22 protein-coding genes are annotated in these 21,792 nt (G+C 70.6%); 11 read left to right on the forward strand and 11 right to left on the reverse strand.

The genetic code is table 11. The annotated features are described in order from the left end of the window. Nucleotides 1–91: 91 nt before the first annotated feature. The gene (locus OHB41_RS28690; protein WP_168529883.1) at nt 92–436 is read right to left on the reverse strand and encodes a hypothetical protein; all 345 of its coding nucleotides are present in this window, start codon (nt 434–436) and stop codon (nt 92–94) included. Nucleotides 437–806: 370 nt separating this feature from the next. Here OHB41_RS28690 and OHB41_RS28695 point away from each other — a divergent pair, with 370 nt between their 5' ends. The 6 genes from OHB41_RS28695 to OHB41_RS28720 all read left to right on the forward strand — a co-directional run bounded on the left by OHB41_RS28695 (nt 807) and on the right by OHB41_RS28720 (nt 7,965). Next, the gene (locus tag OHB41_RS28695) at nt 807–1,856 is read left to right on the forward strand and encodes a BMP family lipoprotein (RefSeq protein WP_266700995.1); all 1,050 of its coding nucleotides are present in this window, start codon (nt 807–809) and stop codon (nt 1,854–1,856) included. A 170-nt stretch (nt 1,857–2,026) separates the two neighbouring features. Next, on the forward strand, nt 2,027–3,775 hold the full coding sequence (locus OHB41_RS28700; protein WP_451289618.1) for an ABC transporter ATP-binding protein: 1,749 nt from the start codon (nt 2,027–2,029) through the stop codon (nt 3,773–3,775). Then, nucleotides 3,772–4,902, forward strand: a complete 1,131-nt coding sequence (locus OHB41_RS28705; protein WP_266700996.1) for an ABC transporter permease — start codon at nt 3,772–3,774, stop codon at nt 4,900–4,902. The genes OHB41_RS28700 and OHB41_RS28705 overlap by 4 nt, the downstream gene beginning before the upstream one ends. Next, the gene (locus OHB41_RS28710) at nt 4,899–6,161 is read left to right on the forward strand and encodes an ABC transporter permease (protein ID WP_266700997.1); all 1,263 of its coding nucleotides are present in this window, start codon (nt 4,899–4,901) and stop codon (nt 6,159–6,161) included. The genes OHB41_RS28705 and OHB41_RS28710 overlap by 4 nt, the downstream gene beginning before the upstream one ends. Next, nucleotides 6,158–6,601, forward strand: coding sequence for a cytidine deaminase (locus tag OHB41_RS28715; protein ID WP_266700998.1), 444 nt, complete (start codon nt 6,158–6,160; stop codon nt 6,599–6,601). Before OHB41_RS28710 ends, OHB41_RS28715 begins: the two co-directional genes overlap by 4 nt. A gap of 80 nt (nt 6,602–6,681) precedes the next feature. Next, complete coding sequence (locus OHB41_RS28720) at nt 6,682–7,965, forward strand: thymidine phosphorylase (RefSeq protein WP_266700999.1); 1,284 nt, start codon at nt 6,682–6,684, stop codon at nt 7,963–7,965. 432 nt (nt 7,966–8,397) lie between these two features. Here OHB41_RS28720 and OHB41_RS28725 read toward each other — a convergent pair whose 3' ends face one another. After that, the gene (locus OHB41_RS28725; protein WP_266701000.1) at nt 8,398–9,318 is read right to left on the reverse strand and encodes an AEC family transporter; all 921 of its coding nucleotides are present in this window, start codon (nt 9,316–9,318) and stop codon (nt 8,398–8,400) included. Between the two features lie 189 nt (nt 9,319–9,507). Here OHB41_RS28725 and OHB41_RS28730 point away from each other — a divergent pair, with 189 nt between their 5' ends. Beyond that, entirely contained in the window at nt 9,508–9,852 is a 345-nt protein-coding gene (locus OHB41_RS28730; protein ID WP_526024972.1) for an STAS domain-containing protein, read from the forward strand. Here the strand turns inward: OHB41_RS28730 and OHB41_RS28735 are convergent. Together OHB41_RS28735 and OHB41_RS28740 are read right to left on the reverse strand one after the other, a co-directional pair. Continuing rightward, nucleotides 9,754–10,746, reverse strand: coding sequence for a sigma-70 family RNA polymerase sigma factor (locus OHB41_RS28735; RefSeq protein ID WP_266701002.1), 993 nt, complete (start codon nt 10,744–10,746; stop codon nt 9,754–9,756). The two genes, OHB41_RS28730 and OHB41_RS28735, sit on opposite strands and share 99 nt — an antisense overlap. A 250-nt stretch (nt 10,747–10,996) precedes the next feature. Further along, the gene (locus tag OHB41_RS28740; protein WP_266701003.1) at nt 10,997–12,280 is read right to left on the reverse strand and encodes an MFS transporter; all 1,284 of its coding nucleotides are present in this window, start codon (nt 12,278–12,280) and stop codon (nt 10,997–10,999) included. A gap of 62 nt (nt 12,281–12,342) precedes the next feature. On the opposite strand from OHB41_RS28740, the gene OHB41_RS28745 reads away from it, so the two are divergent. Beyond that, complete coding sequence (locus tag OHB41_RS28745; RefSeq protein ID WP_266701004.1) at nt 12,343–13,302, forward strand: LysR family transcriptional regulator; 960 nt, start codon at nt 12,343–12,345, stop codon at nt 13,300–13,302. 38 nt (nt 13,303–13,340) lie between these two features. On the opposite strand, the gene OHB41_RS28750 is transcribed toward OHB41_RS28745, so the two are convergent. Next, the gene (locus tag OHB41_RS28750; RefSeq protein WP_266701005.1) at nt 13,341–14,102 is read right to left on the reverse strand and encodes an alpha/beta hydrolase family protein; all 762 of its coding nucleotides are present in this window, start codon (nt 14,100–14,102) and stop codon (nt 13,341–13,343) included. 113 nt (nt 14,103–14,215) lie between these two features. On the opposite strand from OHB41_RS28750, the gene OHB41_RS28755 reads away from it, so the two are divergent. Next, nucleotides 14,216–15,370 carry an adenosine deaminase gene (locus OHB41_RS28755; protein ID WP_266701006.1) on the forward strand — a complete coding sequence of 385 codons (1,155 nt, stop codon included), beginning with the start codon at nt 14,216–14,218 and terminating at the stop codon, nt 15,368–15,370. A 141-nt stretch (nt 15,371–15,511) separates the two neighbouring features. Then, nucleotides 15,512–15,865, forward strand: coding sequence for an ATP-binding protein (locus OHB41_RS28760; RefSeq protein WP_266701007.1), 354 nt, complete (start codon nt 15,512–15,514; stop codon nt 15,863–15,865). 115 nt (nt 15,866–15,980) lie between these two features. Here the strand turns inward: OHB41_RS28760 and OHB41_RS28765 are convergent, their stop codons facing one another. The 5 genes from OHB41_RS28765 to afsQ1 form a co-directional block, all read right to left on the reverse strand. Beyond that, nucleotides 15,981–16,181, reverse strand: coding sequence for a PspC domain-containing protein (locus tag OHB41_RS28765; protein WP_266701008.1), 201 nt, complete (start codon nt 16,179–16,181; stop codon nt 15,981–15,983). A gap of 91 nt (nt 16,182–16,272) precedes the next feature. Then, a complete protein-coding gene (locus OHB41_RS28770) occupies nt 16,273–16,824 on the reverse strand; it encodes a VanZ family protein (RefSeq protein WP_266701009.1) in 552 nt (183 codons plus the stop codon). Nucleotides 16,825–16,971: 147 nt separating this feature from the next. Further along, nucleotides 16,972–17,601 (reverse strand): hypothetical protein, encoded by a 630-nt coding sequence (locus OHB41_RS28775; RefSeq protein WP_266701010.1) that lies wholly within the window; start codon nt 17,599–17,601, stop codon nt 16,972–16,974. Further along, nucleotides 17,598–19,175: a sensor histidine kinase gene (locus OHB41_RS28780; protein WP_266701011.1), complete on the reverse strand. Its 1,578-nt coding sequence runs from the start codon at nt 19,173–19,175 to the stop codon at nt 17,598–17,600. Before OHB41_RS28780 ends, OHB41_RS28775 begins: the two co-directional genes overlap by 4 nt. Further along, nucleotides 19,172–19,849 carry a two-component system response regulator AfsQ1 gene (gene afsQ1 / locus OHB41_RS28785; protein ID WP_128380879.1) on the reverse strand — a complete coding sequence of 226 codons (678 nt, stop codon included), beginning with the start codon at nt 19,847–19,849 and terminating at the stop codon, nt 19,172–19,174. Before afsQ1 ends, OHB41_RS28780 begins: the two co-directional genes overlap by 4 nt. Before the next feature lie 306 nt (nt 19,850–20,155). Here afsQ1 and OHB41_RS28790 point away from each other — a divergent pair, with 306 nt between their 5' ends. Next, nucleotides 20,156–20,929, forward strand: coding sequence for a SigE family RNA polymerase sigma factor (locus OHB41_RS28790; protein ID WP_266701012.1), 774 nt, complete (start codon nt 20,156–20,158; stop codon nt 20,927–20,929). Between the two features lie 160 nt (nt 20,930–21,089). Here the strand turns inward: OHB41_RS28790 and OHB41_RS28795 are convergent, their stop codons facing one another. After that, complete coding sequence (locus OHB41_RS28795) at nt 21,090–21,722, reverse strand: uridine kinase family protein (RefSeq protein WP_266701013.1); 633 nt, start codon at nt 21,720–21,722, stop codon at nt 21,090–21,092. Nucleotides 21,723–21,792: the final 70 nt, after the last annotated feature.

A 21,792-nucleotide genomic window follows, 5' to 3' on the forward strand; every position in this document is an offset into this window, starting at 1 on the left:
GCACGGTTGTTGGTCGTCCCCTGCCGTCCACGCGTGCCTGGCGCGCTCATGGGCGGCAGGACGACCCTGGAATCCGGTCGGCCAGACCTGGCTAGACCGGTTCCTCCGTCTCGACGGTGATCCGGTACACCTCGACGCCGGACGACCTCGGGTCCGTGGTGCAGACGGCCTTGGACGTCTCGCCGTGGCGGGTGCTGACCCACTTGCCGTACACGTTGGCCTTGTCGCCGCGAGGCCCGATGCACACCACCTTCACGCGGTGCTCGCTGAGGCGGGTGTTCCCCCCGGTGCACTTCGCGTAACCGGTCGAGCGGTCCGCGGAGATCCGCGTACTGCAGGTCGACGCGGCCATGGCGGGCGTCGCGACACCGACCACGGTGCCCGACAGCACCACACCGACGCCTATCGCGGTTGCGGTGAACTTGTTGAGTTTCACGATCCCCCTTGGATCAGAAGCGATTGCCGCGGGCTGGTCCGGCCCGCTGCCGCAGGCTGGTCCGGCCTGCGGAGATGCGCATCTCGAACAGGGATTCTTCCGGTGGGTACCTGACGAAAAGATCCATCCTGGGAAGGATCTTGGGGTGTGTGGCGGTCTGGTACATGACATCGGAGCGGTGGGCGCCGGGCCCGGAGGCCGGGCGCGTTTGCCGAGCGGACGCGTCCCATGTGTTCGGAGGCCGTTCGCCGAGGGTTCAAAACGGTCGGATAACACTCTGGCAAGGTGGGTTCTCTGCTATGTCTACGCGCGTTACGCTGCGGCGGAATCAGCGCCTGGTCTGGGCGCCTGCACAAAAGGAGTCACGTTCATGCGCCGGGTGTCCCGAATCGCGGTTGCGGGCGTTGCAACCGCATCCCTCGCCGTTGCTCTCTCCGCCTGTGGCGGCTCGTCCACCGACGCCTCCAGTGGCGGCTCGGCCAAGGGTAAGGGCATCGGTCTCGCGTACGACATCGGCGGCAAGGGCGACCAGTCCTTCAACGACGCCGCGTTCGCGGGTTTCCAGAAGGCCGAGAAGGACCTCAAGATCGGCGGCCGGGACATCGAGCCGCAGGACGGCGAGTCCGACGCCGACAAGGTGCAGCGCCTGGAGCAGCTGGCCAAGTCGGGCTACAACCCGGTGATCGGCGTCGGCTTCGTCTACGCCCCGGCGATCAAGGAAGTCGCGGCCAAGTACCCGAAGATCACCTTCGGCATCATCGACGACGACCAGGACAAGGCCGCGAACGTCGCCGACATGGTCTTCCACGAGGAGGAGGCCTCCTACCTGGCGGGCGTGGCCGCGGCCAAGGCCACCAAGAAGGACCACATCGGCTTCATCGGCGGCGTGGACATCCCGCTGATCCACAAGTTCCAGGCCGGTTACGTCCAGGGTGCCAAGTCGGTCAACCCGAAGATCAAGATCGAGTCGCAGTACCTGACGCAGACCCCCCAGGAGGGTGGCTTCGCCAGCCCCGACAAGGGCAAGGACGCCGCCGAGGGCCAGATCGACGCCGGCGCCGACGTGCTCTACGCCGCCGCGGGCCTGTCGGGCCAGGGCGTCATCCAGTCCGCCGCCTCGCACAAGGTGTGGGCCATCGGCGTCGACTCCGACCAGTACAAGCAGGACGCGCTGGCCAAGTACAAGGACTACATCCTGACCTCGGCCACCAAGGACGTCGCCGGGGCGGTCTTCAACCTCGCGAAGTCGGTGCAGGACGGCAAGCCCGCCACCGGCGTCGTGCGCGCCAGCCTCGCCACCGGCGGTGTCGGCCTCGCCGACTCGAACCCGACGTTCAAGAACAACGCCGACCTGCAGGCCGCGCTGAAGAAGGCCGAGGCCGGCATCAAGGACGGCTCGATCAAGGTCAAGACCTCCTGATCCGAGTCTCGATCCCCGCCAGGTCACGACGTCATCACCAGACGTCGAAACCATGGCCATGGCGACGCTGAAATGGCAGCGTTACGGCCACGGAACGGGGTGTGGGGAGGATGACTTCTCGCGCCCCGTTCGCGCGGCAGAATGCTCGGACGCATCGGATCTGATCGAAAATGATCACCTTCGGTCCGTCCGGGCACTATTTAAAGCAGGGGCGCTACGCGCGTAGATGGCCCCTTTTCCAAGGAGAGTGCGCCATCGACGCGTCCAGCAGCCCTCCCCTCACCGCGCAGTCGACCGCGGTCGAGCTGGCGGGGATCACCAAGCGGTTCCCGGGTGTGGTGGCCAACCACGACATCCATCTGAGCGTCCGCAAAGGTACGGTCCACGCCCTCGTCGGCGAGAACGGTGCCGGCAAGTCGACGCTGATGAAGATCCTCTACGGCATGCAGAAGCCGGACGAGGGCACGATCGCCGTCGACGGTGAGCAGGTCAGCTTCTCGTCGCCCGCCGACGCCATCACGCGCGGCATCGGCATGGTCCACCAGCACTTCATGCTCGCCGACAACCTCACCGTCCTGGAGAACGTCGTCCTGGGCAGCGAGAAGCTGTACGGCATCGGCGGCGGCGCCCGTAAGAAGATCAAGGAGATCTCCGACCGGTACGGGCTGAACGTCCGCCCGGACGTGCTCGTCGAGAGCCTCGGCGTGGCCGAGCGGCAGCGCGTCGAGATCCTCAAGGTCCTCTTCCGCGGCGCCCGCACCCTGATCCTGGACGAGCCCACCGCCGTACTGGTGCCGCAGGAGGTCGACGCACTCTTCGACAACCTGCGCGAGCTCAAGTCCGAGGGCCTGGCCGTCATCTTCATCTCGCACAAGCTGGGCGAGGTCCTGTCGGTGGCCGACGAGATCACGGTCATCCGGCGCGGCACGACGGTCGGTACCGCCGTTCCGTCCGAGACCACCCCCCGCCAGCTCGCCGAGATGATGGTCGGCAGTGAGCTGCCGACCCCGGAGACCGCCGAGTCGACCGTCACGGACAAGCCGGTGATCGAGGTCAAGGGCCTCACCGCCCGCGCCAGCGGCGGCGCCTCCCTCGGCGAGCTCGCCGAGCCGGCCCCGGGCGCCGGTCTGGTCACGGAGGACAAGGCCGAGACCGCCGGCGCGGTGCGACGCGTCCTCGACGACGTCACCTTCACCATCCACGCGGGCGAGGTCATGGGCATCGCCGGCGTCGAGGGCAACGGTCAGACCGAGCTCATCGACGCGCTGATCGGCCTCAAGCACGCCGACTCGGGCACCGTGTCCTTCCTCGGCGAGGAGATCACCGGCTGGCCCACCCGCAAGCGCCGCGAGCAGGGCATCGGCTACATCCCCGAGGACCGCCACCGCCACGGCCTGCTGCTGGAGTCCCCCCTCTGGGAGAACCGCATCCTCGGCCATGTCACCGAGAGCCCCAACGCCAAGGGGTTCTGGCTCGACATCAAGGGCGCCCAGGAGGACACCAGGCGGATCGTCAAGGAGTACGACGTCCGTACCCCCAGCATCGACGTCACCGCCGCCTCCCTCTCCGGCGGCAACCAGCAGAAGCTGATCGTCGGCCGCGAGATGAGCCACAAGCCGCGCTTCCTGATCGCCGCCCACCCCACCCGTGGTGTGGACGTCGGCGCGCAGGCGGCGATCTGGGACCAGATCCGCGAGGCCCGCCGCGAAGGCCTGGCCGTGCTGCTGATCTCGGCCGACCTGGACGAGCTGATCGGCCTGTCCGACACCCTCAGGGTGATCTACAACGGCAGGCTCGTGGCGGACGCCGACCCGGCGACCGTCACCCCGGAGGAACTCGGCTCGGCCATGACCGGCGCCGCCTCCGGACACCTGGAGCACGTAGCGGAAAGCGCCGCCCCGGAGGACGAGGCCCGATGAAGAAGTTCGACAAGGAGCGCGTGCTCCTCGCGGTGGCCGGCCCGGTCATCGCGCTCGTCACGGCGATCGCACTGACCTCGGTCGTGCTGCTCGCCTCGGGCAAGAGCGCGTTCGAGCCGTACTCCCTGATGCTTCAGCAGGCGACGTACTCCGACACCCAGGTGCTGATCGTCAACCAGGCGTCGCTGTACTACATCGCGGCGCTCGGCGTGGCCATCGGCTTCCGCATGAACCTGTTCAACATCGGTGTGGACGGCCAGTACCGCCTCGGCGCGATGATGACCGCGGTGGTCGGCGCCCACCTCGCGCTGCCGTCCTTCCTGCAGATCCCCGTGCTGATGATCGTCGCCATGTGCACCGGCGCCTTCTGGGCCGGCATCGCGGGCGTCCTGAAGGTCACCCGCGGAGTGAGCGAGGTCGTCGCGACGATCATGCTCAACGCGATCGCCACCAGCCTCATCGGCTACCTCACCGCGGAGAACATCTGGGGTGTGCAGGTCGGCAACAACAACACGACCGGCATCATGAAGAAGTCCGGCTGGTTCCCCGGCATCGACCTGGGCTCGGACGTCGGCGAGATCTACGGCATGGTCTTCCTCGCGGTCCTCATGGGCGTCCTGTACTGGCTCGTCCTCAACCGCACCCGCTTCGGCTTCGACCTGCGCGCCACCGGCGCCTCCGAGGAGGCCGCCGCGGCCTCCGGCGTCGACGCCAAGCGGATGGTGCTCACCGCGATGCTGATCTCCGGCGCGGTCGCCGGCATCTCCGGGCTGCCGCTTCTCCTCGGCGACGCCCACACCTACAGCCTGAGCTTCCCCGCCGGCCTCGGCTTCACCGCCATCGGCATCGCGCTGCTCGGCCGCAACAACCCGGGCGGCATCGCCCTCGCCGCGCTCCTGTGGGCCTTCCTCGACAAGGCGTCCCCGGCTCTCGACTACGCGACCCCGGTCGCGTACGAGAAGGAGATCGCCACGATCATGCAGGGCCTGATCGTCTTCGCGGTCGTCATCTCGTACGAGGCCGTACGTGTCTGGGGCCTGCGCCGCCAGCAGAAGCGGGTCGGTGAGGAACTGGCCGCCGCGGCCGCCGCCAACAACAACTCCCCGAAGGAGGTGGCTGCCCGATGAGCACCGCGACCGTCGCCAAGCCGCAGGCGCAGCAGCCCGGCAAGGGCAGCCGCCGTATGTCCCTACCGGTACTCCTGCTCGTCATCGCCGGTGTACTGATCCTGACCTCGATCGTCCGCCTGATCACCGGCGCCGACGGCATCACCTCCACCGGACAGATGTCCACGGCGCTGCGCCTCGCGGTGCCGATCGGCCTCGCGGGTCTCGGCGGTCTGTGGGCCGAGCGCGCGGGCGTCGTCAACATCGGCCTCGAGGGCATGATGATCCTCGGCACCTGGTTCGGCGCCTGGGCGGGCTACCAGTGGGGCCCGTGGACCGGTGTCGCCTTCGGGATCATCGGCGGCTGCCTCGGCGGCATCCTGCACGCCATCGCCACCGTGACCTTCAACGTCAACCACATCGTGTCCGGTGTGGCCATCAACATCCTGGCGCTCGGCACCACCCGCTACCTCTCCAAGTTCACCTTCGAGGACGCGCCGCAGGGCTCCTCCAAGCAGTCCCCGCCGATCGACTCGCTCGGGACCTTCGACATCCCAGGACTGTCCAGCTGGCTTTCCACCATCAACGGGAAGCACTGGTTCCTGGTCTCGGACATCGCGGGACTGCTCGGCGGCCTGGTCACCGACCTGTCGCCGCTCACCCTCGTCGCGGTGGCCCTCGTCCCCGCCACCTGGTGGGTGCTGTGGCGCACGGCCTTCGGCCTGCGTCTGCGCTCCTGCGGTGAGAACCCGGTGGCCGCCGAGTCCCTCGGCGTCAACGTCTACAAGTACAAGTACATCGCCGTGATCATCTCGGGCGGCTTCGCCGGCCTCGGCGGCGCGTTCCTGTCCATCGTGGCGTCCAACGTCTACCTGGACGGACAGACGGCCGGCCGCGGCTACATCGGTCTCGCCGCGATGATCTTCGGTAACTGGATGCCGGGCGGCCTCGCCCTCGGCGCGGGCCTGTTCGGCTACACCGACAGCCTCAACCTGCGCGGCGGCGGCACCAACGTGCACGCGCTGATCCTGCTCCTCGCGATCCTGCTGGTGATCGCCGTGGCCTACCTGGCCTGGAGGAAGCGGGTCGTGCCCGCGATCGTCACCGCCGTGGTCGCGGCGCTGATGTTCGTCTGGTACCTCGCCACCGACGAGGTCCCGCAGCAGTTCGTGAGCGCCACTCCGTACGTCGTGACCCTGCTCGTGCTCTCGCTGTCCGCCCAGCATCTGCGGATGCCGAAGGCGGACGGCATGCCGTACCGGAGAGGACAGGGCAAGTGACCTTCCCGGAGGCCGGATCCGCGGAGCCCGGATCCCGGGAGACCGGGGCCGCGGACGTCGACTGGGAGGCCCTGCGGGAGCTTGCGCGGGACGCCATGTCCCGCGCCTACGCCCCCTATTCCGGGTTCCCGGTGGGTGTCGCGGCGCTCGTCGACGACGGCCGGACCGTCACCGGCTGCAACGTCGAGAACGCCTCGTACGGGCTCGGGCTGTGCGCCGAGTGCGGTCTCGTCTCCCAGCTGCAGAACAGCGGGGGCGGTCGGCTGACGCACTTCACCTGCGTCGACGGGCGCGGCGAGATCCTCGTGCCGTGCGGACGCTGCCGCCAGCTGCTGTACGAGTTCGGCGGGCCCGGCCTGCTCGTGGAGACGCCGGCCGGGATCCTGCCGCTCTCCGAGATGCTGCCCCAGGCCTTCGGGCCGGAGAATCTCACCAAGTAACGCCTGTGCGGCCCCTCCCGACGACCGGACGACCGGTCGGGAGGGGCCGCGCATGTTCGGAAGTCTTCGGAAGGAAAGTCATGGCCATGGACGCCGTCTCCGTCATCCGCACCAAGCGGGACCGCGGTGAGCTCAGCGACACACAGATCGACTGGGTCATCGACGCGTACACCCGCGGCGAGGTCGCCGACTACCAGATGGCCGCCCTCAACATGGCGATCCTGCTCAACGGCATGAACCGTCGTGAGATCGCCCGCTGGACCGCCGCGATGATCGCGTCGGGCGAGCGCATGGAGTTCTCCTCACTGTCCCGTCCCACCGCCGACAAGCACTCCACGGGCGGTGTCGGTGACAAGATCACGCTCCCGCTGGCTCCGCTGGTCGCGGCCTGCGGTGCCGCCGTGCCGCAGCTGTCCGGGCGCGGCCTCGGCCACACCGGCGGCACGCTCGACAAGCTGGAGTCGATCCCCGGCTGGCGGGCCCTGCTCTCCAACGAGGAGATGCTGCACGTCCTCGACACCACGGGCGCGGTCATCTGCGCGGCGGGCGACGGGCTGGCCCCCGCCGACAAGAAGCTCTACGCCCTCCGTGACGTCACGGGCACGGTGGAGGCGATCCCGCTGATCGCGTCCTCGATCATGTCGAAGAAGATCGCCGAGGGCACGGGGTCGCTGGTGCTGGACGTGAAGGTGGGCACCGGCGCCTTCATGAAGACCATCGAGGACGCCCGGGAGCTGGCCTCCACGATGGTCGGTCTCGGCACCGACCACGGGGTGCGTACGGTCGCGCTGCTGACGGACATGTCGACCCCGCTGGGCCTGACGGCCGGCAACGCGCTCGAGGTACGGGAGTCCGTCGAGGTGCTGGCCGGCGGTGGCCCCTCGGACGTCGTCGAGCTCACCGTCGCCCTGGCGCGCGAGATGCTGGACGCGGCGGGTGTGAAGGACGCGGACCCGGCGAAGGCCCTCGCCGACGGTTCCGCGATGGACGTCTGGCGCCGCATGATCGCCGCGCAGGGTGGTGACCCGGACGCCGAACTCCCCACCTCGCGCGAGCAGCACGTGGTGACGGCGGCGTCCTCGGGCGTGCTGACCCGTCTCGACGCGTACGACATCGGCATCGCGGCCTGGCGGCTGGGCGCCGGGCGTGCCCGCAAGGAGGACCCGGTGCAGGCCGCCGCCGGCGTCGAGATGCACGCCAAGCCCGGTGACACCGTCACCGCGGGCCAGCCCCTGCTGACCCTCCACACCGACACCCCCGAGCGGTTCGCGTACGCGCTGGAGTCGGTCGAGGGGTCGTACGACATCGCGGCTCCGGGTACGGAGTTCAAGCCGAACCCGATCGTGCTGGACCGGATCGCCTGATCCTCACGAGGAGTGCGAGGAGTGCGAGGAGGGGCCGGGCGCGGGGCGCACCGGCCCCTCCTCGCGTGCGTTCCGCGCCGCGCCGGGCCGGGCGGGTGTGGGCGGTGGTGGGGGCGGGGCCGTGCCGGTACGTCGAGCCCGTCGCCGCTGGATCAGGCGTGGGCCGGGCGGGAGCCGCTGCTCGATCCGGGCGTAAGCGACGGGCTGCGACGTACCGGCACGGCCCCTCGCGTGCGTCCCCGGGTGCGGGAGTCGTTGTGGTTCCGGGTGTGAGTGGTGGGGTGTGGCGTATCGGCGTGGCTCCTGGTGTGTGTCGCCGGGTGCGGGAGTCGTTGTGGTTCCGGGTGTGAGTGGTGGGGTGTGGCGTCTCGGGGTGGTTCCTGGTGTGTGTCGCCGCGCGGGTGTGGACCCTGGTCGGGCGTGGCGGGTGTGTCAGCCGAGTACGGCCGCGATCAGCACCAGGGCCGGGACGGACAGGATCGTCGACAGCAGGATCGACTCGCGGGCGAGCGTCTCGCCGACGTGGTAGCGCGACGCGTAGGTGAAGAGGTTCTGGGCGGCGGGCAGCGCCGAGGTGACCACGACGTCGAGCAGGGGCGCACCGTGCAGCCCGAACACGCCGGCCGCCAGCGCCCAGGCCGCCACGGGCTGGCCCACCGCCTTCAGCACGACGGACAGCAGCACGGGGTGCCGGTCCGCGCCGCGACCGGGCAGCGTGCTGCCGCACAGCGAGATGCCGAACGCCAGCAGCACCGCGGGCACCGACATGTTCCCGATCAGGGTGAGCGGGTCCATGACCGGCCCCGGCACCCGCAGACCGCTCGCCGACACGGCGACCCCGGCGAGCGAGCCGACGGCGATGGGGTTGCGAAGGGGCGTGACCAGCCGCAGCCACACCGAACCCTTCTCTCCCGGCCCCGACAGGTCCAGGACGGTCAGCGCGACCGGCGTGACCACGATCTGCTGGAACAGCAGCACGGGCGCCACCAGCGAGGCGTCACCGAGCACGTACACCGCGATCGGGATGCCGAGGTTGCCGGAGTTGACGTAGCTGGAGCACAGGGCGCCGATCGTCGTCCGGCCCACACCCCAGCCGCGTACGGCACCCACCACGACGAAGACGCCGGCCGCCGCGGCCGTGCTCATGGCGGTGACCAGCAGCCGGCTGGAGAAGATCACCGAGAGGTCGGCGCGGGCGAGCGTGGTGAACAGCAGCGCGGGTGAGGCCACATGGAAGGCGAGCTTGGTCAGCACCTCCCGGCCGTTCTCCCCGAGGTAGCCCCGGCGGCCGATCAGCCAGCCGACGCCGATGACGACGGCGATCACCGCAAACCCGGTCAACACCCCCTGCACGGCACCTCCTTGCGGGACGGGAGGTGGCCTCGCGGATGGTCGGGCACGGGTTCGTGGGACATACACCCAACCCTCCGGGGAAGGCCGGGCGCGGGTCAATGTGATCCTTACGGCACACAGGCGGGCGAGACCGGCCGCCGGGCCCCGATGAGTTCGGTCCCTCCGGCCGGTCTACTGACCGTGGACGCCATGACACCCGCCGTTCTCGTACTGCCCGCCCTCGTCACCCGCGACGAGGTGCCGGGGCTCTGCGACGACGTGCGTGCGCGGCTGACGGCGACGGGCGGCGGAGTGGTCGTCTGTGACGTCGCCGGGCTCGGTCCGCCCGGGCTCGCCACCGTCGACGCCCTGGCCAGGATGGAGCTCGCCGCCCGCCGGGCCGGTGGACGCATACGTCTGCGCGATCCGGCCCCGCCGCTGCGCGCCCTCCTCGATCTAGTGGGCCTCCGCTTCGAGTTGGAGGGGGAGTCCGAAGAGCGGGAACCAGCGCGCGGTGTCGAGGAAGCAGTGGAATCCGGTGATCCGGCCGTCTGAGATCTCCAGGGCCTGGATCGCCCAGGCGCTGAAGCCGCCCTTCTCCGGGTCCGGCTTGTAGTGCGCGAAGCCCGGCAGACCGTTGACCGACACCGGGAGCAGGCGTGAACCCGCGCAGGAGGCGCCGAGTGTCGTCATGAAGCCCGTGATGTCGCCGGGGCCGTACAGCCACAGGTCGAACGGCGGCATCGTCATGATCGCGTCCTCGTGGAGCAGCGCGGTCAGGGCCGTCATGTCGTACCCCTCGAACGCGGCGACGTAGCGCTCCAGGAGTTTCTGCTGCTCCTCGTCGAGCGGGTCGGAGACGGCTCCTGGGGTGCCTTCCCTCTCCGCGAGTGTGGCGCGGGCCCGCTGCAGCGCGCTGTTGACCGAGGCGACCGTGGTGCCGAGCAGCTCGGCGACCTCGCTCGCCTTCCAGGCGAGGACCTCGCGCAGGATGAGCACGGCCCGCTGCTTGGGCGGCAGCTGCTGGAGGGCGGCCATGAAGGCGAGCCGCACCGATTCCTTGGCCACCGCCGCCTCGGCCGGGTCGCTGATGGCGGGCAGCACGCGGGCGTCGGGCACCGGCTCCAGCCAGGTGTTGTCCGGGCGCGGGGTGAGCGCCGCCTGGGCGAGCGGGGAGGGGCCGGTGAGGTCCATGGGCCGGGCCCTTCTGTTGCCGGCGTTCAGCATGTCCAGGCACACGTTCGTGGCGATCCGGTACAGCCAGGAGCGTATCGACGAGCGGCCCTCGAACTTGTCGTAGCTCCGCCAGGCGCGGACCATCGTGTCCTGCACCGCGTCCTCCGCCTCGAAGGAGGAGCCGAGCATCCGGTAGCAGTAACCGGTCAGCTCGACCCGGTGCTTCTCCAGCCGGACATCCAGGTCTGTCGTCGTCGCCGTACCCTCGCTCATGGCCAACCCACCCCTGTGGCTGTTCCTGTCGCGCCGTCGCTTCGCTGCGCCGGCACCTCGGAAGCTACCGCAGCCCACTGACAATGGCCCACGGAGTGCGAAAAGCGGCAGGTCGGACCGGTTGCCTCAGCGGCCTTGAGGGGACGCCGACGCCCTTCGTCCGCGGGTTCGGGATGCTCCGCCCCCGCCCGTCACGTCCGGCGACGAGCGGGGGCAGCGGGTCCTCCGGGCGGGGTCCTGGCGGGCCGGGTCAGTGGGCCAGGGCCGGCTTCCGGGCCGCCTGCGCCCGCGCCGCGTGCGTGCCGAAGAGGGTGATCGACACGACGCCGAGCACCGCGAGCAGCCCGAGCGCCACCGTGCCGGCCCAGCCTCCCGCGTGGAAGGCGACGGCGCCGAGGGTGCTGCCGGCGCTGGAGCCGATGTAGTAGGCGGACTGGTAGAGGGCGGACGCCTGGGCGCGGCCCTCCTTGGCGGTGTGGCTCACCGACGAGGACGCCACCGCGTGGCCCGCGAAGAAGCCCGCGGTGATCAGGACCAGGCCGAGTAGGACCAGCGGGAGGGAGTCGGCCAGCGACAGGAGGAGTCCGGCGGTGGTAGTGCCGCCCGCCAGGTAGAGGGAGCCGCGCCGGCCCAGGCGGTCGACCAGCCGGCCCGCGGTCGACGCCGACACCGTACCGACCAGGTAGACCAGGAAGATCGAGCCGATGACGCCCTGGGGGAGCGAGAACGGGGCGTCGGTCAGGCGGTAGCCGATCACCGTGTAGACCCCGCCGAAGACCATCATGAACAGTGCGCCGATCGCGTACAGCCGGCACAGCAGCGGGTTGGCGAGGTGGTCGCGGACCGTGCGGACCAGTGCCCGCGGGCGCGGCGAGCCCGGGGTGAAGTGCCGGGGCGCGGGCAGCAGCAGCCGGAAGGCCACCGCGCACGCCACCGCGATCACACCGATCGTGGCGACGGCGACCCGCCAGCCCCACTCCTGCGCGACCCAGCCGGTGATGACCCGGCCGCTCATCCCGCCGACGCTGTTGCCCGCCACGAAGAGGCCGATCGCCGTGATCAGGGCCTTGGGGCGGACCTCCTCCGCCAGGTACGCCGTCGCCGAGGCGGGCAGCCCCGCCAGCGCCGCACCCTGTACCGCGCGCAGAGCCACCAGCGCGCCGATCGACGGCGCGAAGGGCACGAGCAGCCCGACCGCCACGGCGACCACCAGTGACGCCGTCATCAGCGTGCGCCGTCCGTAGCGCTCCGAGAGCGCGCTCATCGGGAGGACGAAGAGCGCGAGTCCGCCCGTCGCGGCCGACACCGTCCAGCTGGCCTGGCTCGCGGTCACGCCGAGGTCCGTGGAGATGAGGGGGAGGAGGGCCTGCGTGGAGTAGAGGAGCGCGAAGGTCGCGACACCGGCGAGGAAGAGGGCGAAGCTCATCCGGCGGTAGCCCGGCCCGCCCGGGGCCAGACGGGAGTCGGCGGACGCGGGGACGGCGGCTGCGGCGGCGTCCACGGTGGTGGACGCCGCGGTACTGGCGGAAGGCATGCTTCGAAATTAGGGCTCCACCATTCATCCGTCCAATGCATGGAATCGCCATAATCGTTCCCATGGAGCATCAGCAGAGGTCACAGGGTCACCTGTCACCGTCCAGTGACACAGAAGACATCGTCGCGGTGCTCGCCCCGCGTCTCGCGCACTTCGCCGGGGTCGCCCGCACCGAGCACGTGACGAGGGCCGCTCGGGAGATGCGGGTCCCGCAGTCGACCCTGTCGCGGGCCATGGTCCGGCTCGAACAGGACCTGGGCGTCGACCTGTTCGCGCGCCGCGGCCGTACGGTCTCCCTCACCCCCGCGGGCCGTACGTTCCTCTCCTCGGTCGAACGGGCCCTCGCCGAGATCGGGCGCGCCGCCGACGAGGTGCGCGCGGACGCCGACCCGGCCACCGGCAAGGTCGCCTTCGGCTTCCTGCACACGATGGGGTCGGAGACCGTCCCCGGGCTCATCCGCGCCTTCCGCGCCGATCACCCCCGGGTCCGCTTCAGCCTCGTCCAGAACTACGGCGAGGCGATGCTGGAGCGGCTGCGCTCGGGCGAGCTGGACCTGTGCCTCACCTCGCCCGTGCCCGACGCGCCCGACCTGGTGGGGCGCCTCCTCGACGAGCAGAAGCTGCGGCTCGTCGTCCCCGCCGACCACCGGCTCGCCGCCCGCCGGCGCGTCCGCCTGGTGGAGGCCGCCGAGGAGACCTTCGTGACCCTCGAACCCGGCTACGGCATGCGGCGCATCGCCGACGACCTGTGCCAGGAGGCGGGATTCAGGCCGCGGATCGCCTTCGAGGGCGAGGAGACCGAGACGCTCCGCGGACTCGTCGCCGCCGGTCTCGGCGTCGCCCTGCTGCCGCCACCGGCCGTGGCCCGCCCCGGAGTCGTCGAACTGACGATCACCGCGCCGCGCGCGGTCCGTGAGATCGGGGTGGCGTGGCTGGACGGCCACCCCGACACCCCGCCCGTGGCGGCCTTCAAGAAGTTCCTGCTGTCACGACGGGGCCACCTGCTCCGGGACAGCCCTTAGAGCGACGGGGAGCATCCCTTCAGGGTGCGGGGCAGCCCTCAGTGACGCAGTGCCTTCCCGAAGCCCGAGGCGAGCGGCATCCGCAGGCCCAGCGGCGGTGGCGCCGCGAGAGCGTCCTCCAGCGGGCGGGACAGTCCCCGCCCGAACAGCGCCCCCATCACGAAGTCCTCGGCCAGCGCGTGGACTTCGGTCCGGTGCTGGTGCAACCCGTGCCCGTCGGAGTGGACCTCGAAGCGGCAGACGTCGCGGTTGGACTTCTTGGCGCGGGCCGCGAGCCGGAAGGACAGTTCCGGGTCGGTGCGCTCGTCGTTGGTGCCGTGCACGATCAGCACGCGCCGCCCGGTGAGCTGTTTCACCGGTTCGGGTGGCGCCGCCATGTCCTCCTCGGGCAGCCAGGGTGCCAGCGCCAGCACGGAGTTGACGGCGGTGTGACCGGCCGCGCGCAGTGCCGCCCGGCCCCCCATGTCGACGCCGGCGAGGCAGACGGGAACGTCGCCGTAACGGCGTACGACCTCGTCGGCGGCCCACGAAGCGTCGCCCGCGAGATGCGCCTCGCTGCCGTTCCAGCCGCGGAAGCGGTAGTGCACGACATGGGCGGCCAGGCCCTCCGCCTGTCCCGCGCGCGTGAGGCGGCGACCCAACGCGCGTACGGAGGCGGTCGCCCACATGGGGGAAGGCCTGCGGCCGGAGGTCTCGTCGCCGCCCGGGAGCAGCAGGACCACTCCGCTGACCGCTGTCGGCTCCGGGCCCAGTGCCCTCCCCAGCCGGGCGCTGCGTACCGGCGTCGCTTCCTGTGCCATGACAGAACAGTGTCAGAAGTGACGGTGTACGCCACCCGTCCGCCGGGTCACCGTTACATATCGACGGATCGGGACGACAGAACATCTACGCGCGTAGGGGCTACAGTGCGCGAATGACGAGCCAGATCCGGAACACCCCGAGCTCGGAACAGATCCGCCGGGCGCCCAAGGTCCTGCTGCACGATCACCTCGACGGGGGCCTGCGCCCCGGGACGATCGTCGAACTCGCCCGGGAGAGCGGCTACTCGGGGCTCCCCGAGACCGACCCCGGCAAACTCGGCGTCTGGTTCAGGGAGGCCGCCGACTCCGGTTCCCTCGAGCGGTACCTGGAGACCTTCGCGCACACCTGCGCCGTCATGCAGACCCGTGAGGCGCTGGTGCGGGTCGCCGCCGAGTGCGCCGAGGACCTCGCCGAGGACGGGGTCGTCTACGCCGAGGTGCGGTACGCCCCCGAGCAGCATCTGGAGCGCGGGCTGACCCTCGAAGAGGTCGTGGAGGCGGTCAACGAGGGCTTCCGGGAGGGCGAGCGCCTGGCCCGGGAGAACGGCCACCGCATCCGGGTGGGCGCGCTGCTCACCGCGATGCGGCACGCGGCCCGTGCCCTGGAGATCGCCGAACTGGCCAACCGTTACCGGGACCTGGGCGTCGTCGGCTTCGACATCGCGGGGGCCGAGGCCGGGTTCCCGCCCACCCGGCACCTCGACGCGTTCGAGTACCTCAAGCGCGAGAACAACCACTTCACCATCCACGCGGGCGAGGCCTTCGGGCTGCCCTCCATCTGGCAGGCGCTCCAGTGGTGCGGCGCGGACCGGCTCGGTCACGGCGTCCGGATCATCGACGACATCGAGGTCGCGCAGGACGGCTCGGTGACGCTCGGGCGCCTCGCGTCGTACGTCCGGGACAAGCGCATCCCGTTGGAGCTGTGCCCCAGCTCCAACCTCCAGACCGGTGCCGCCGACTCCTATGCCGAGCACCCGATCGGGTTGTTGCGGCGGTTGCACTTCCGGGCCACGGTGAACACGGACAACCGGCTCATGTCCGGGACGAGCATGAGCCGCGAATTCGAGCACCTTGTCGACGCGTTCGGTTATTCACTCGACGATCTCCAGTGGTTCTCGGTCAATGCTATGAAGTCAGCATTCATTCCTTTCGATGAACGACTCGCCATGATCAATGACGTGATCAAGCCGGGATATGCCGAGCTGAAGTCCGAATGGTTGTTCCAGCAGACCGCTTCCATCAGGGGATCCTTGGAGAATCAGGCCTGATCGGAGCGGCGGGGGACGGTCGGGTCTTCACTCATTCTCCATGACTCGACCGGTTTTCGATGTTTGCGGAGTGGCGCTTTGCGTGTTTACGGTTTTGGACCGCTCACATCCCCGTCACACGGATCCAAGGACGCATTCCATATGAAGCAGTCTGCTGCCAAGACCCTCGGTGTCGCCGCTCTCGGTGCCGCTTTCGCCGCCGTCGGCGCCGGCGCCGCGAACGCGGCACCGGCCGTGCCGGACGCCTCGTCGGCGCTGGACACCGTCACCCAGGCGCTGCCCGCCCAGAGCGTGGCCAGTGCGCTGCCGGGCGCGGGTCAGGCGCTTGCCCAGGGTCAGGGCGCGCTCGGTGCGGGTGTGGCGGCCGCCCAGCCCGCCGCCGCGAAGATGCTCGCGAACGGCCCCACCGCGCCGGTGGCCGGGCTGCTCGGCGGCCTGCCGCTGCATGGCCTGCCGACGCACGGCCTGCCGGTGAACGGACTGCCGATCGGCTGACACCCGCCGTCCGGGCTCCGGCCCGCACACGCGACAACGCCGGTGGGGCGCACCCGACTCGGGTGCGCCCCACCGGCGCGTCGTGCTGCGGGGCGAGGACCTCGCCGGCGCGTGACTACCAGGCGGTGCGGACCTTGTCCTCGGACGGGAACAGGATCCACAGCGCTATGTAGAGCAGGAACTGCGGGCCGGGCAGCAGGCAGGAGAGTACGAAGATCACACGCATCGTCGTCGCGGAGGTGCCGAAGCGCCGTGCCAGCGCTGCGCACACGCCGCCGATCATGCGGCCGTTGGTGGGGCGGGCAAGGGCGCTCATGAGGGCTCCTTCGTGAACCGTGGCTGAGTGTGCCGGATGTCCGGCCTCGATGTCTTCAACGCTACGGTGACGAAGCGGACGAAGCGTCGCTCTACGGTGCGATGCCGACCCTGGGAATCGTCGGGGTCCGACCCTGAGCCGTGTCCTCCCGGCGGAGTGCCGCGCGGCGCCTGGTCTCGGCCCGGCGGCGGAGCCCCACCCTGGCGGCGGGCACGATCGCGGCGTGGGCCAGTGCCACGCCGACGGTGTTGAGCAGCAGCGCGTCGATGTCCACGACCTGCCCGGGAACGCCGGTCTGCAGCAGCTCTATGCCCAGCGAGAGCAGAGCGCCGGCGGCGACCGTGCGGACCAGGGACCCGAGGGGCGAGGCGGCCAGCCTGCCGCCCGCCAGCGGGAGCAGGACACCGAGCGGCGCGAGCAGCCCCAGTCCCTCGCCGATGCGGCGGGCGGCCTGCGCGGGGCCCAGGGCGAGATCCGCCCTGATGCCGGCGAAGGGGCGCAGGTTGGCGGGGCTCACCCAGGGGACGTCCAGCGGGCGCAGCGTGATCCAGGCGACGAGCGCGAGATGCGCGACGAGGAGGAGAGCTCCTGCCGCACGGACGCGGATGTCGGCGCTGCCGCCGTCTTCGCCTTGACGTTGCACGCCTCCCAAGACGCGGTGGTCGGCAGGATCGGTTCCGGCTTGTCGGCGGGCTTGGCGCCCAGGGGTGAGGCGTGCGCCACACGCACGGGTCCCCGGGGCGGTCTCCCGGCTCTCCGTGGACGCCGTGGACACACACCCGCCCGGCGGTCAGGCGCCGTCGAGCGCCGTGGACGGCGGGGATTTCCTGTCGGGGTCGGAGCGGACGTCCGACGTGCACTGGTAACGGCGCAGCGGAGTCGCGTCGGGGCCGCCGAGGACCACCGAACCGTCGTCCTCCGCCGCGGCGGAGTCGGAGAAGGTGCAGACGATCTGGGCCAGGGCCGCCGGGGTCAGCTCCCGGGGCGGGGTGCTCAGCCGGAGCGTGTCCTCCGGCTCCCCGGTGTCCCGGGGGCGGGGTCCGCTCACGGTCATCCCGCCGCGCACGTCCGTCGTGTACCCCGCCTGCTGCTCCGGAGTGGAGGGCGACTCGGCGAGCTCGTCGAGGAGCCCCTGCGCCACCAGGACGCGCCGCGCGCTCTCCGTCGCGCCATCGGGGACCCGCACGGACCGGTCGACCGTCACCAGCTGCCCGGAGCAGAGCAGGAACACCTGCACCGGGATACCGCGGGAGGCCTGGGTGGAGATGTCCGGGCCGGACAGCGTGCACGGCACCCGGGAGGGCGCCGGGCCGAAGTCCGTGGGGACCTGGGTGGAACGGATGCCGCAGCCCGCGAGCAGCAGCGCGAGGAGGGGGACGGCCGGCCACCGGCGCGCGCCTCGACGTCGTACGGTCGTCATCCGGCGCTGCCCTTCGTGCCGTTCCCGGTCCGGTTCCGCTCGCGCTCGTCGTCGGCGAGCAGTTCCGAGGCGTCCTGCGGGAGCCGGAGCGTGAAGACCGCGCCCCCCTCGGCCGCGTTCGCGGCGGTGATCTCGCCGCCGTGGATGTGCGCGTTCTCCAGGGCGATCGACAGCCCCAGGCCGCTGCCCTCGGAGCGCGGGCGCGACGCACTCGCCTTGTAGAAACGGTCGAAGACGTGCGGCAGGACGTCCTCGGGGATGCCCGGACCGTGGTCCTGGACCTCGATCAGGAGGTCGTCCGCCTCCTCCCGGACCGAGACACGTACCGGACTGCCGCCGTGCTTGAGCGCGTTGCCGATCAGGTTGGCCAGGATCACGTCCAGGCGGCGCGGGTCGAGACGCGCCATGATGCCGCGCTCCGCGTCCAGGTCCACCGCGTCCAGCCACGCGCGGGCGTCGATGCAGGCGGTGATCTGGTCGGCGATGTCCACGTCGTCGAGGACGAGCCGGGCGGTGCCCGCGTCGAAGCGGGTGACTTCCATGAGGTTCTCGACCAGGTCGTTCAGACGGCGTGTCTCACTGACGACCAGACGCACGGCGGGCTCGATCATCGGATCGACACTGCCGGTCTCCGCGTCCAGCTCCTCCTCCAGGATCTCCGTCACGGCGGTGATCGCGGTGAGGGGCGTACGGAGTTCGTGGGACATGTCCGCCACGAAGCGGCGGGACGCCTCGTCACGGGCGCTCATGTCCTCGACGCGCTTCTCGAGCGCCTCCGCCGTGTGGTTGAACGTCCGTGACAGATCAGCGAGTTCGTCCGTCCCCGACACGCGCAGCCGGGTGTCGAGCTTGCCCTCGCCGAGGCGGCGGGCGGCGATGCCGAGGCGGTGCACCGGCTTCAGGACCGTGGTCGCGGCGGCCTGGGCGAGCAGCGCCGAGCCGATCAGCGCGAGACCGGTGGCGATACCGAGCGACCAGGCCAGCGAGTTGAGGTCCTTGGCCTCCGGCTCCAGCGACTTGAGCATGTAACCGGTCGTGGTCCCGCCGATCACCTTCGCGCCGCCCACCAGGTACGGCTTGCCATGGTCGGTGACGCGCTGCCAGTACAAGTGATAGGCCGCCTTGTTGTTCGAGGAGAGCGACTGTTGCTTGTTCACCGCCTTCTGGAGGGACGGGGGCACGTCCTCCAGCGTGAAGGTGTCCAGCTCAGAGTTGCCCACCACGGGCTTGCCGCTGCCGTCCTGGGCCACCAGCAGCACGCTGAAGCGCTGGCTGCTGTTCGCCATCTGCCCCGCGGCGCGCTGCAGTTCGTCCTGTGCCGGACGCACCGGCAGCAGGCTCGCGTGGTTGCGCATCTCCTGCTGGAAGTCACGCAGCACCGCGTCCTGCGTCCGCGTCAGCACGGCCTCGCGGTTGAGCCAGTACGCGATGCCGGACGCCGACACCGCGGCCGTGAGCGCGACGAGTCCGAAGACCACGACCAGCCGCAGCCGCAGACTGGTGAACCGCAGACCCGCGAGTATCGCCCTGCGCGCCGCGGCCCAGCCGCGGAGCCCGTCCTGCGGTGGGGTCACTGAGGACTGTCCAGCCGGTAGCCGACCCCGCGGACCGTACGGATGAGCGTGGGGGAGGACGGGACGTCCTCGACCTTCGCGCGCAGCCGCTGCACACACGCGTCCACCAGACGCGAGTCGCCCAGGTAGTCGTGCTCCCAGACGAGCCGCAGCAACTGCTGGCGGGACAGCGCCTGTCCGGGACGGCGGCTCAGCTCCAGGAGCAGCCGCAGCTCGGTGGGCGTCAGCTGGAGGTCCTCACCGTTCTTGGTGACCGTCATCGCCGCCCGGTCGATGACGAGGGAGCCGAACGTCGCCGAGTCGTTGGCCTCGCGCTCACCGCGCCGCAGCACGGCCCTGATGCGGGCATCGAGCACTCGCCCCTGCACCGGCTTGACGACGTAGTCGTCGGCGCCGGACTCCAGTCCGACCACCACGTCGATGTCGTCGCTGCGCGCCGTCAGCAGAATGATGGGCAACTGGTCCGTGCGCCGGATGCGCCGGCACACCTCGAACCCGTCGATGCCGGGCAGCATCACATCCAGCACGATCAGGTCCGGCCGCTGCTCACGCAGCAGCTTCAGACCGTCCTCGCCGGTGGCAGCGGTGGCCACACGGTGTCCCTGGCGCGTCAAAGAGAGCTCCAGGGCCGTACGGATGGCGTCGTCGTCCTCGATCAGCAACAGGGAAGGCACGGACGTCATTCTGGCCCATGGTGAGGGCGTCTTTCGACAGTTGGAGCGCTCCCACCCATCTCTCGCACAGAAGGGACGCATCGGAAGGTGCCCGAGCGGCCTTACCGCTCTTCTCCGTGATCGCGCTGTGACGCGCCCACGGAGGACCCCTGTGACAGGTCTGTGACAGTCGGCGGACACGGCCATGAAGTGGCCCGGGCAAGCTTTTCGACACAAGCAGGGAAGCACGGAGCGAGCACGGGGCCAGACACGAAGGGCACCGGGCGCGTACGGAAGAAACCGGGACTCCACGACGGGGGGCGCGAGATGAACACGCTGCACAGCACCAGCACGAGCGCAGTTGTCACGCGGCTCCACGACGTCACCCGGGGCACGGAGAAGTCCGGTGCCGTGAGCCCGCGGGGGTGCGCTCGCGGCACCGGGCGTCAGCACACCGCCTACATGACGGTGGTTGACGCTTTCACGGGGGAGAACCCCGCGGCGGCCGCCGCGGGAACGGCCGGCGGAGCTCACGGGGGAGCCGCGTACGGGGAGGTCACGGGGGAGCGTCGCTCGCTGTCGGAGGCGGAGTTCACCGCCTACGTCCAGGAGCGCCGCGCCTCCCTGTACGCAACCGCCTACCACCTGACGGGGGATCGTTTCGAGGCCGAGGACCTGCTCCAGAGCGCGCTGTTCTCGACGTACAGGGCCTGGGAGCGGATCAGTGACAAGGCCGCGGTCGGGGGCTACCTCCGCCGCACCATGACCAACCTGCACATCAGCGCGTGGCGCCGCCGCAAGCTGAACGAGTACCCGACCGAGGAACTGCCGGAGACCGCGGGTGACACGGACGCGATGCGCGGCACCGAGCTGCGCGCCGTGCTGTGGCAGGCGCTGGCCCGGCTGCCCGAACTCCAGCGCACCATGCTGGTCCTTCGTTACTACGAGGGCCGCACGGACCCGGAGATCGCGGAGATCCTCGACATCAGTGTCGGCACGGTGAAGTCGAGCATCTGGCGGTCGCTGCGCCGGATGCGCGAGGACGAGGTCCTCAGCTTCGGCCGTGACGAGGAGGAGTCCTTCGGGGAGCTCGTCGCCTGAAGGTCTGCGGGGGGAAGCGGTTCGCGCGGGGAACGGTTCCGGGGGGAGCCGACGGGGGACCGCGGGGAACCACGGGGGAAGCGGAAAAGGTCCGGGCGGACGGGGGGTCCGCCTGGACCTCTTTTCGTGTGCGGGCCCGGCGTGTCGCCGTGGCCGGCGGTCACGCCGCTGTCGTACAGCGGTCCGCGGGGCCGGCCGCCGTGGCCAGCCGGCCGAGGGCCTCGTCCTTGTCGCAGGGGTGGGCGCCCAGCGCGGTCTGGCGCGCCACGATCGAGCGTTCGGCGCGCATCAGGCGCCAGCCGCGGCGGAGCAGGAACAGGACCGACTTGCGGCCCTCCTTGAGATCCCGCACGAAGCGCCGGCGGAACGTCGTCACCGGACCGCAGGACAGGCACAGCGCGTCGCCCAGCAGGCCCAGTTCACGGCAGCGCTCGACGATCTCGGCGGCGAAGATGCCCTCCGCGATGAACAGCGGAGTCCGTTCGATGCGCAGCGCCTCCGTGCCGGTACGGACGCTCAGCGCGATGTCGTACACGGGAACGGTCGTACGTCCCGTACGGCACAGTTCCTCGATCGCGGCGACCGCCGTGTCCGCGTCCCATGACCGCGGGTGGTCCCAGTCGATGTCCGAACTCCCGTCCACCAGCGGCAGTGTCGGGTCGTCACCCTCCTTGTAGAAGTCGTCCAGGCGCAGCACGGGCAGGCCGGAGCGGGCGGCGACGAGGGACTTGCCCGAGCCGGAGGGGCCACAGAGCAGCGCGACGCGGGTCGGTATCGGGGGAGGGAGACTCACGAGACACCAGTCTGACGCATCGCCTGGGCGGTGCCGACCCTGCGGGTCGCCGTTGGAGCGCACATCACAC

The organism is Streptomyces sp. NBC_01571 (assembly GCF_026339875.1).
Taxonomy (GTDB): Bacteria; Actinomycetota; Actinomycetes; order Streptomycetales; family Streptomycetaceae; genus Streptomyces.

What these genes read in the sequence shown, in the direction of transcription:
- OHB41_RS28695 (WP_266700995.1), top strand. Translation starts at nt 807, where the DNA reads ATGCGCCGGGTGTCCCGAATCGCGGTTGCGGGCGTTGCAACCGCATCC.
- OHB41_RS28700 (WP_451289618.1), top strand. Translation starts at nt 2,027, where the DNA reads ATGATCACCTTCGGTCCGTCCGGGCACTATTTAAAGCAGGGGCGCTAC.
- OHB41_RS28705 (WP_266700996.1), top strand. Translation starts at nt 3,772, where the DNA reads ATGAAGAAGTTCGACAAGGAGCGCGTGCTCCTCGCGGTGGCCGGCCCG.
- OHB41_RS28710 (WP_266700997.1), top strand. Translation starts at nt 4,899, where the DNA reads ATGAGCACCGCGACCGTCGCCAAGCCGCAGGCGCAGCAGCCCGGCAAG.
- OHB41_RS28720 (WP_266700999.1), top strand. Translation starts at nt 6,682, where the DNA reads ATGGCCATGGACGCCGTCTCCGTCATCCGCACCAAGCGGGACCGCGGT.
- OHB41_RS28730 (WP_526024972.1), top strand. Translation starts at nt 9,508, where the DNA reads ATGACACCCGCCGTTCTCGTACTGCCCGCCCTCGTCACCCGCGACGAG.
- OHB41_RS28735 (WP_266701002.1), bottom strand. Translation starts at nt 10,746, where the DNA reads ATGAGCGAGGGTACGGCGACGACGACAGACCTGGATGTCCGGCTGGAG.
- OHB41_RS28740 (WP_266701003.1), bottom strand. Translation starts at nt 12,280, where the DNA reads ATGCCTTCCGCCAGTACCGCGGCGTCCACCACCGTGGACGCCGCCGCA.
- OHB41_RS28745 (WP_266701004.1), top strand. Translation starts at nt 12,343, where the DNA reads ATGGAGCATCAGCAGAGGTCACAGGGTCACCTGTCACCGTCCAGTGAC.
- OHB41_RS28750 (WP_266701005.1), bottom strand. Translation starts at nt 14,102, where the DNA reads ATGGCACAGGAAGCGACGCCGGTACGCAGCGCCCGGCTGGGGAGGGCA.
- OHB41_RS28755 (WP_266701006.1), top strand. Translation starts at nt 14,216, where the DNA reads ATGACGAGCCAGATCCGGAACACCCCGAGCTCGGAACAGATCCGCCGG.
- OHB41_RS28760 (WP_266701007.1), top strand. Translation starts at nt 15,512, where the DNA reads ATGAAGCAGTCTGCTGCCAAGACCCTCGGTGTCGCCGCTCTCGGTGCC.
- OHB41_RS28765 (WP_266701008.1), bottom strand. Translation starts at nt 16,181, where the DNA reads ATGAGCGCCCTTGCCCGCCCCACCAACGGCCGCATGATCGGCGGCGTG.
- OHB41_RS28775 (WP_266701010.1), bottom strand. Translation starts at nt 17,601, where the DNA reads ATGACGACCGTACGACGTCGAGGCGCGCGCCGGTGGCCGGCCGTCCCC.
- OHB41_RS28790 (WP_266701012.1), top strand. Translation starts at nt 20,156, where the DNA reads ATGAACACGCTGCACAGCACCAGCACGAGCGCAGTTGTCACGCGGCTC.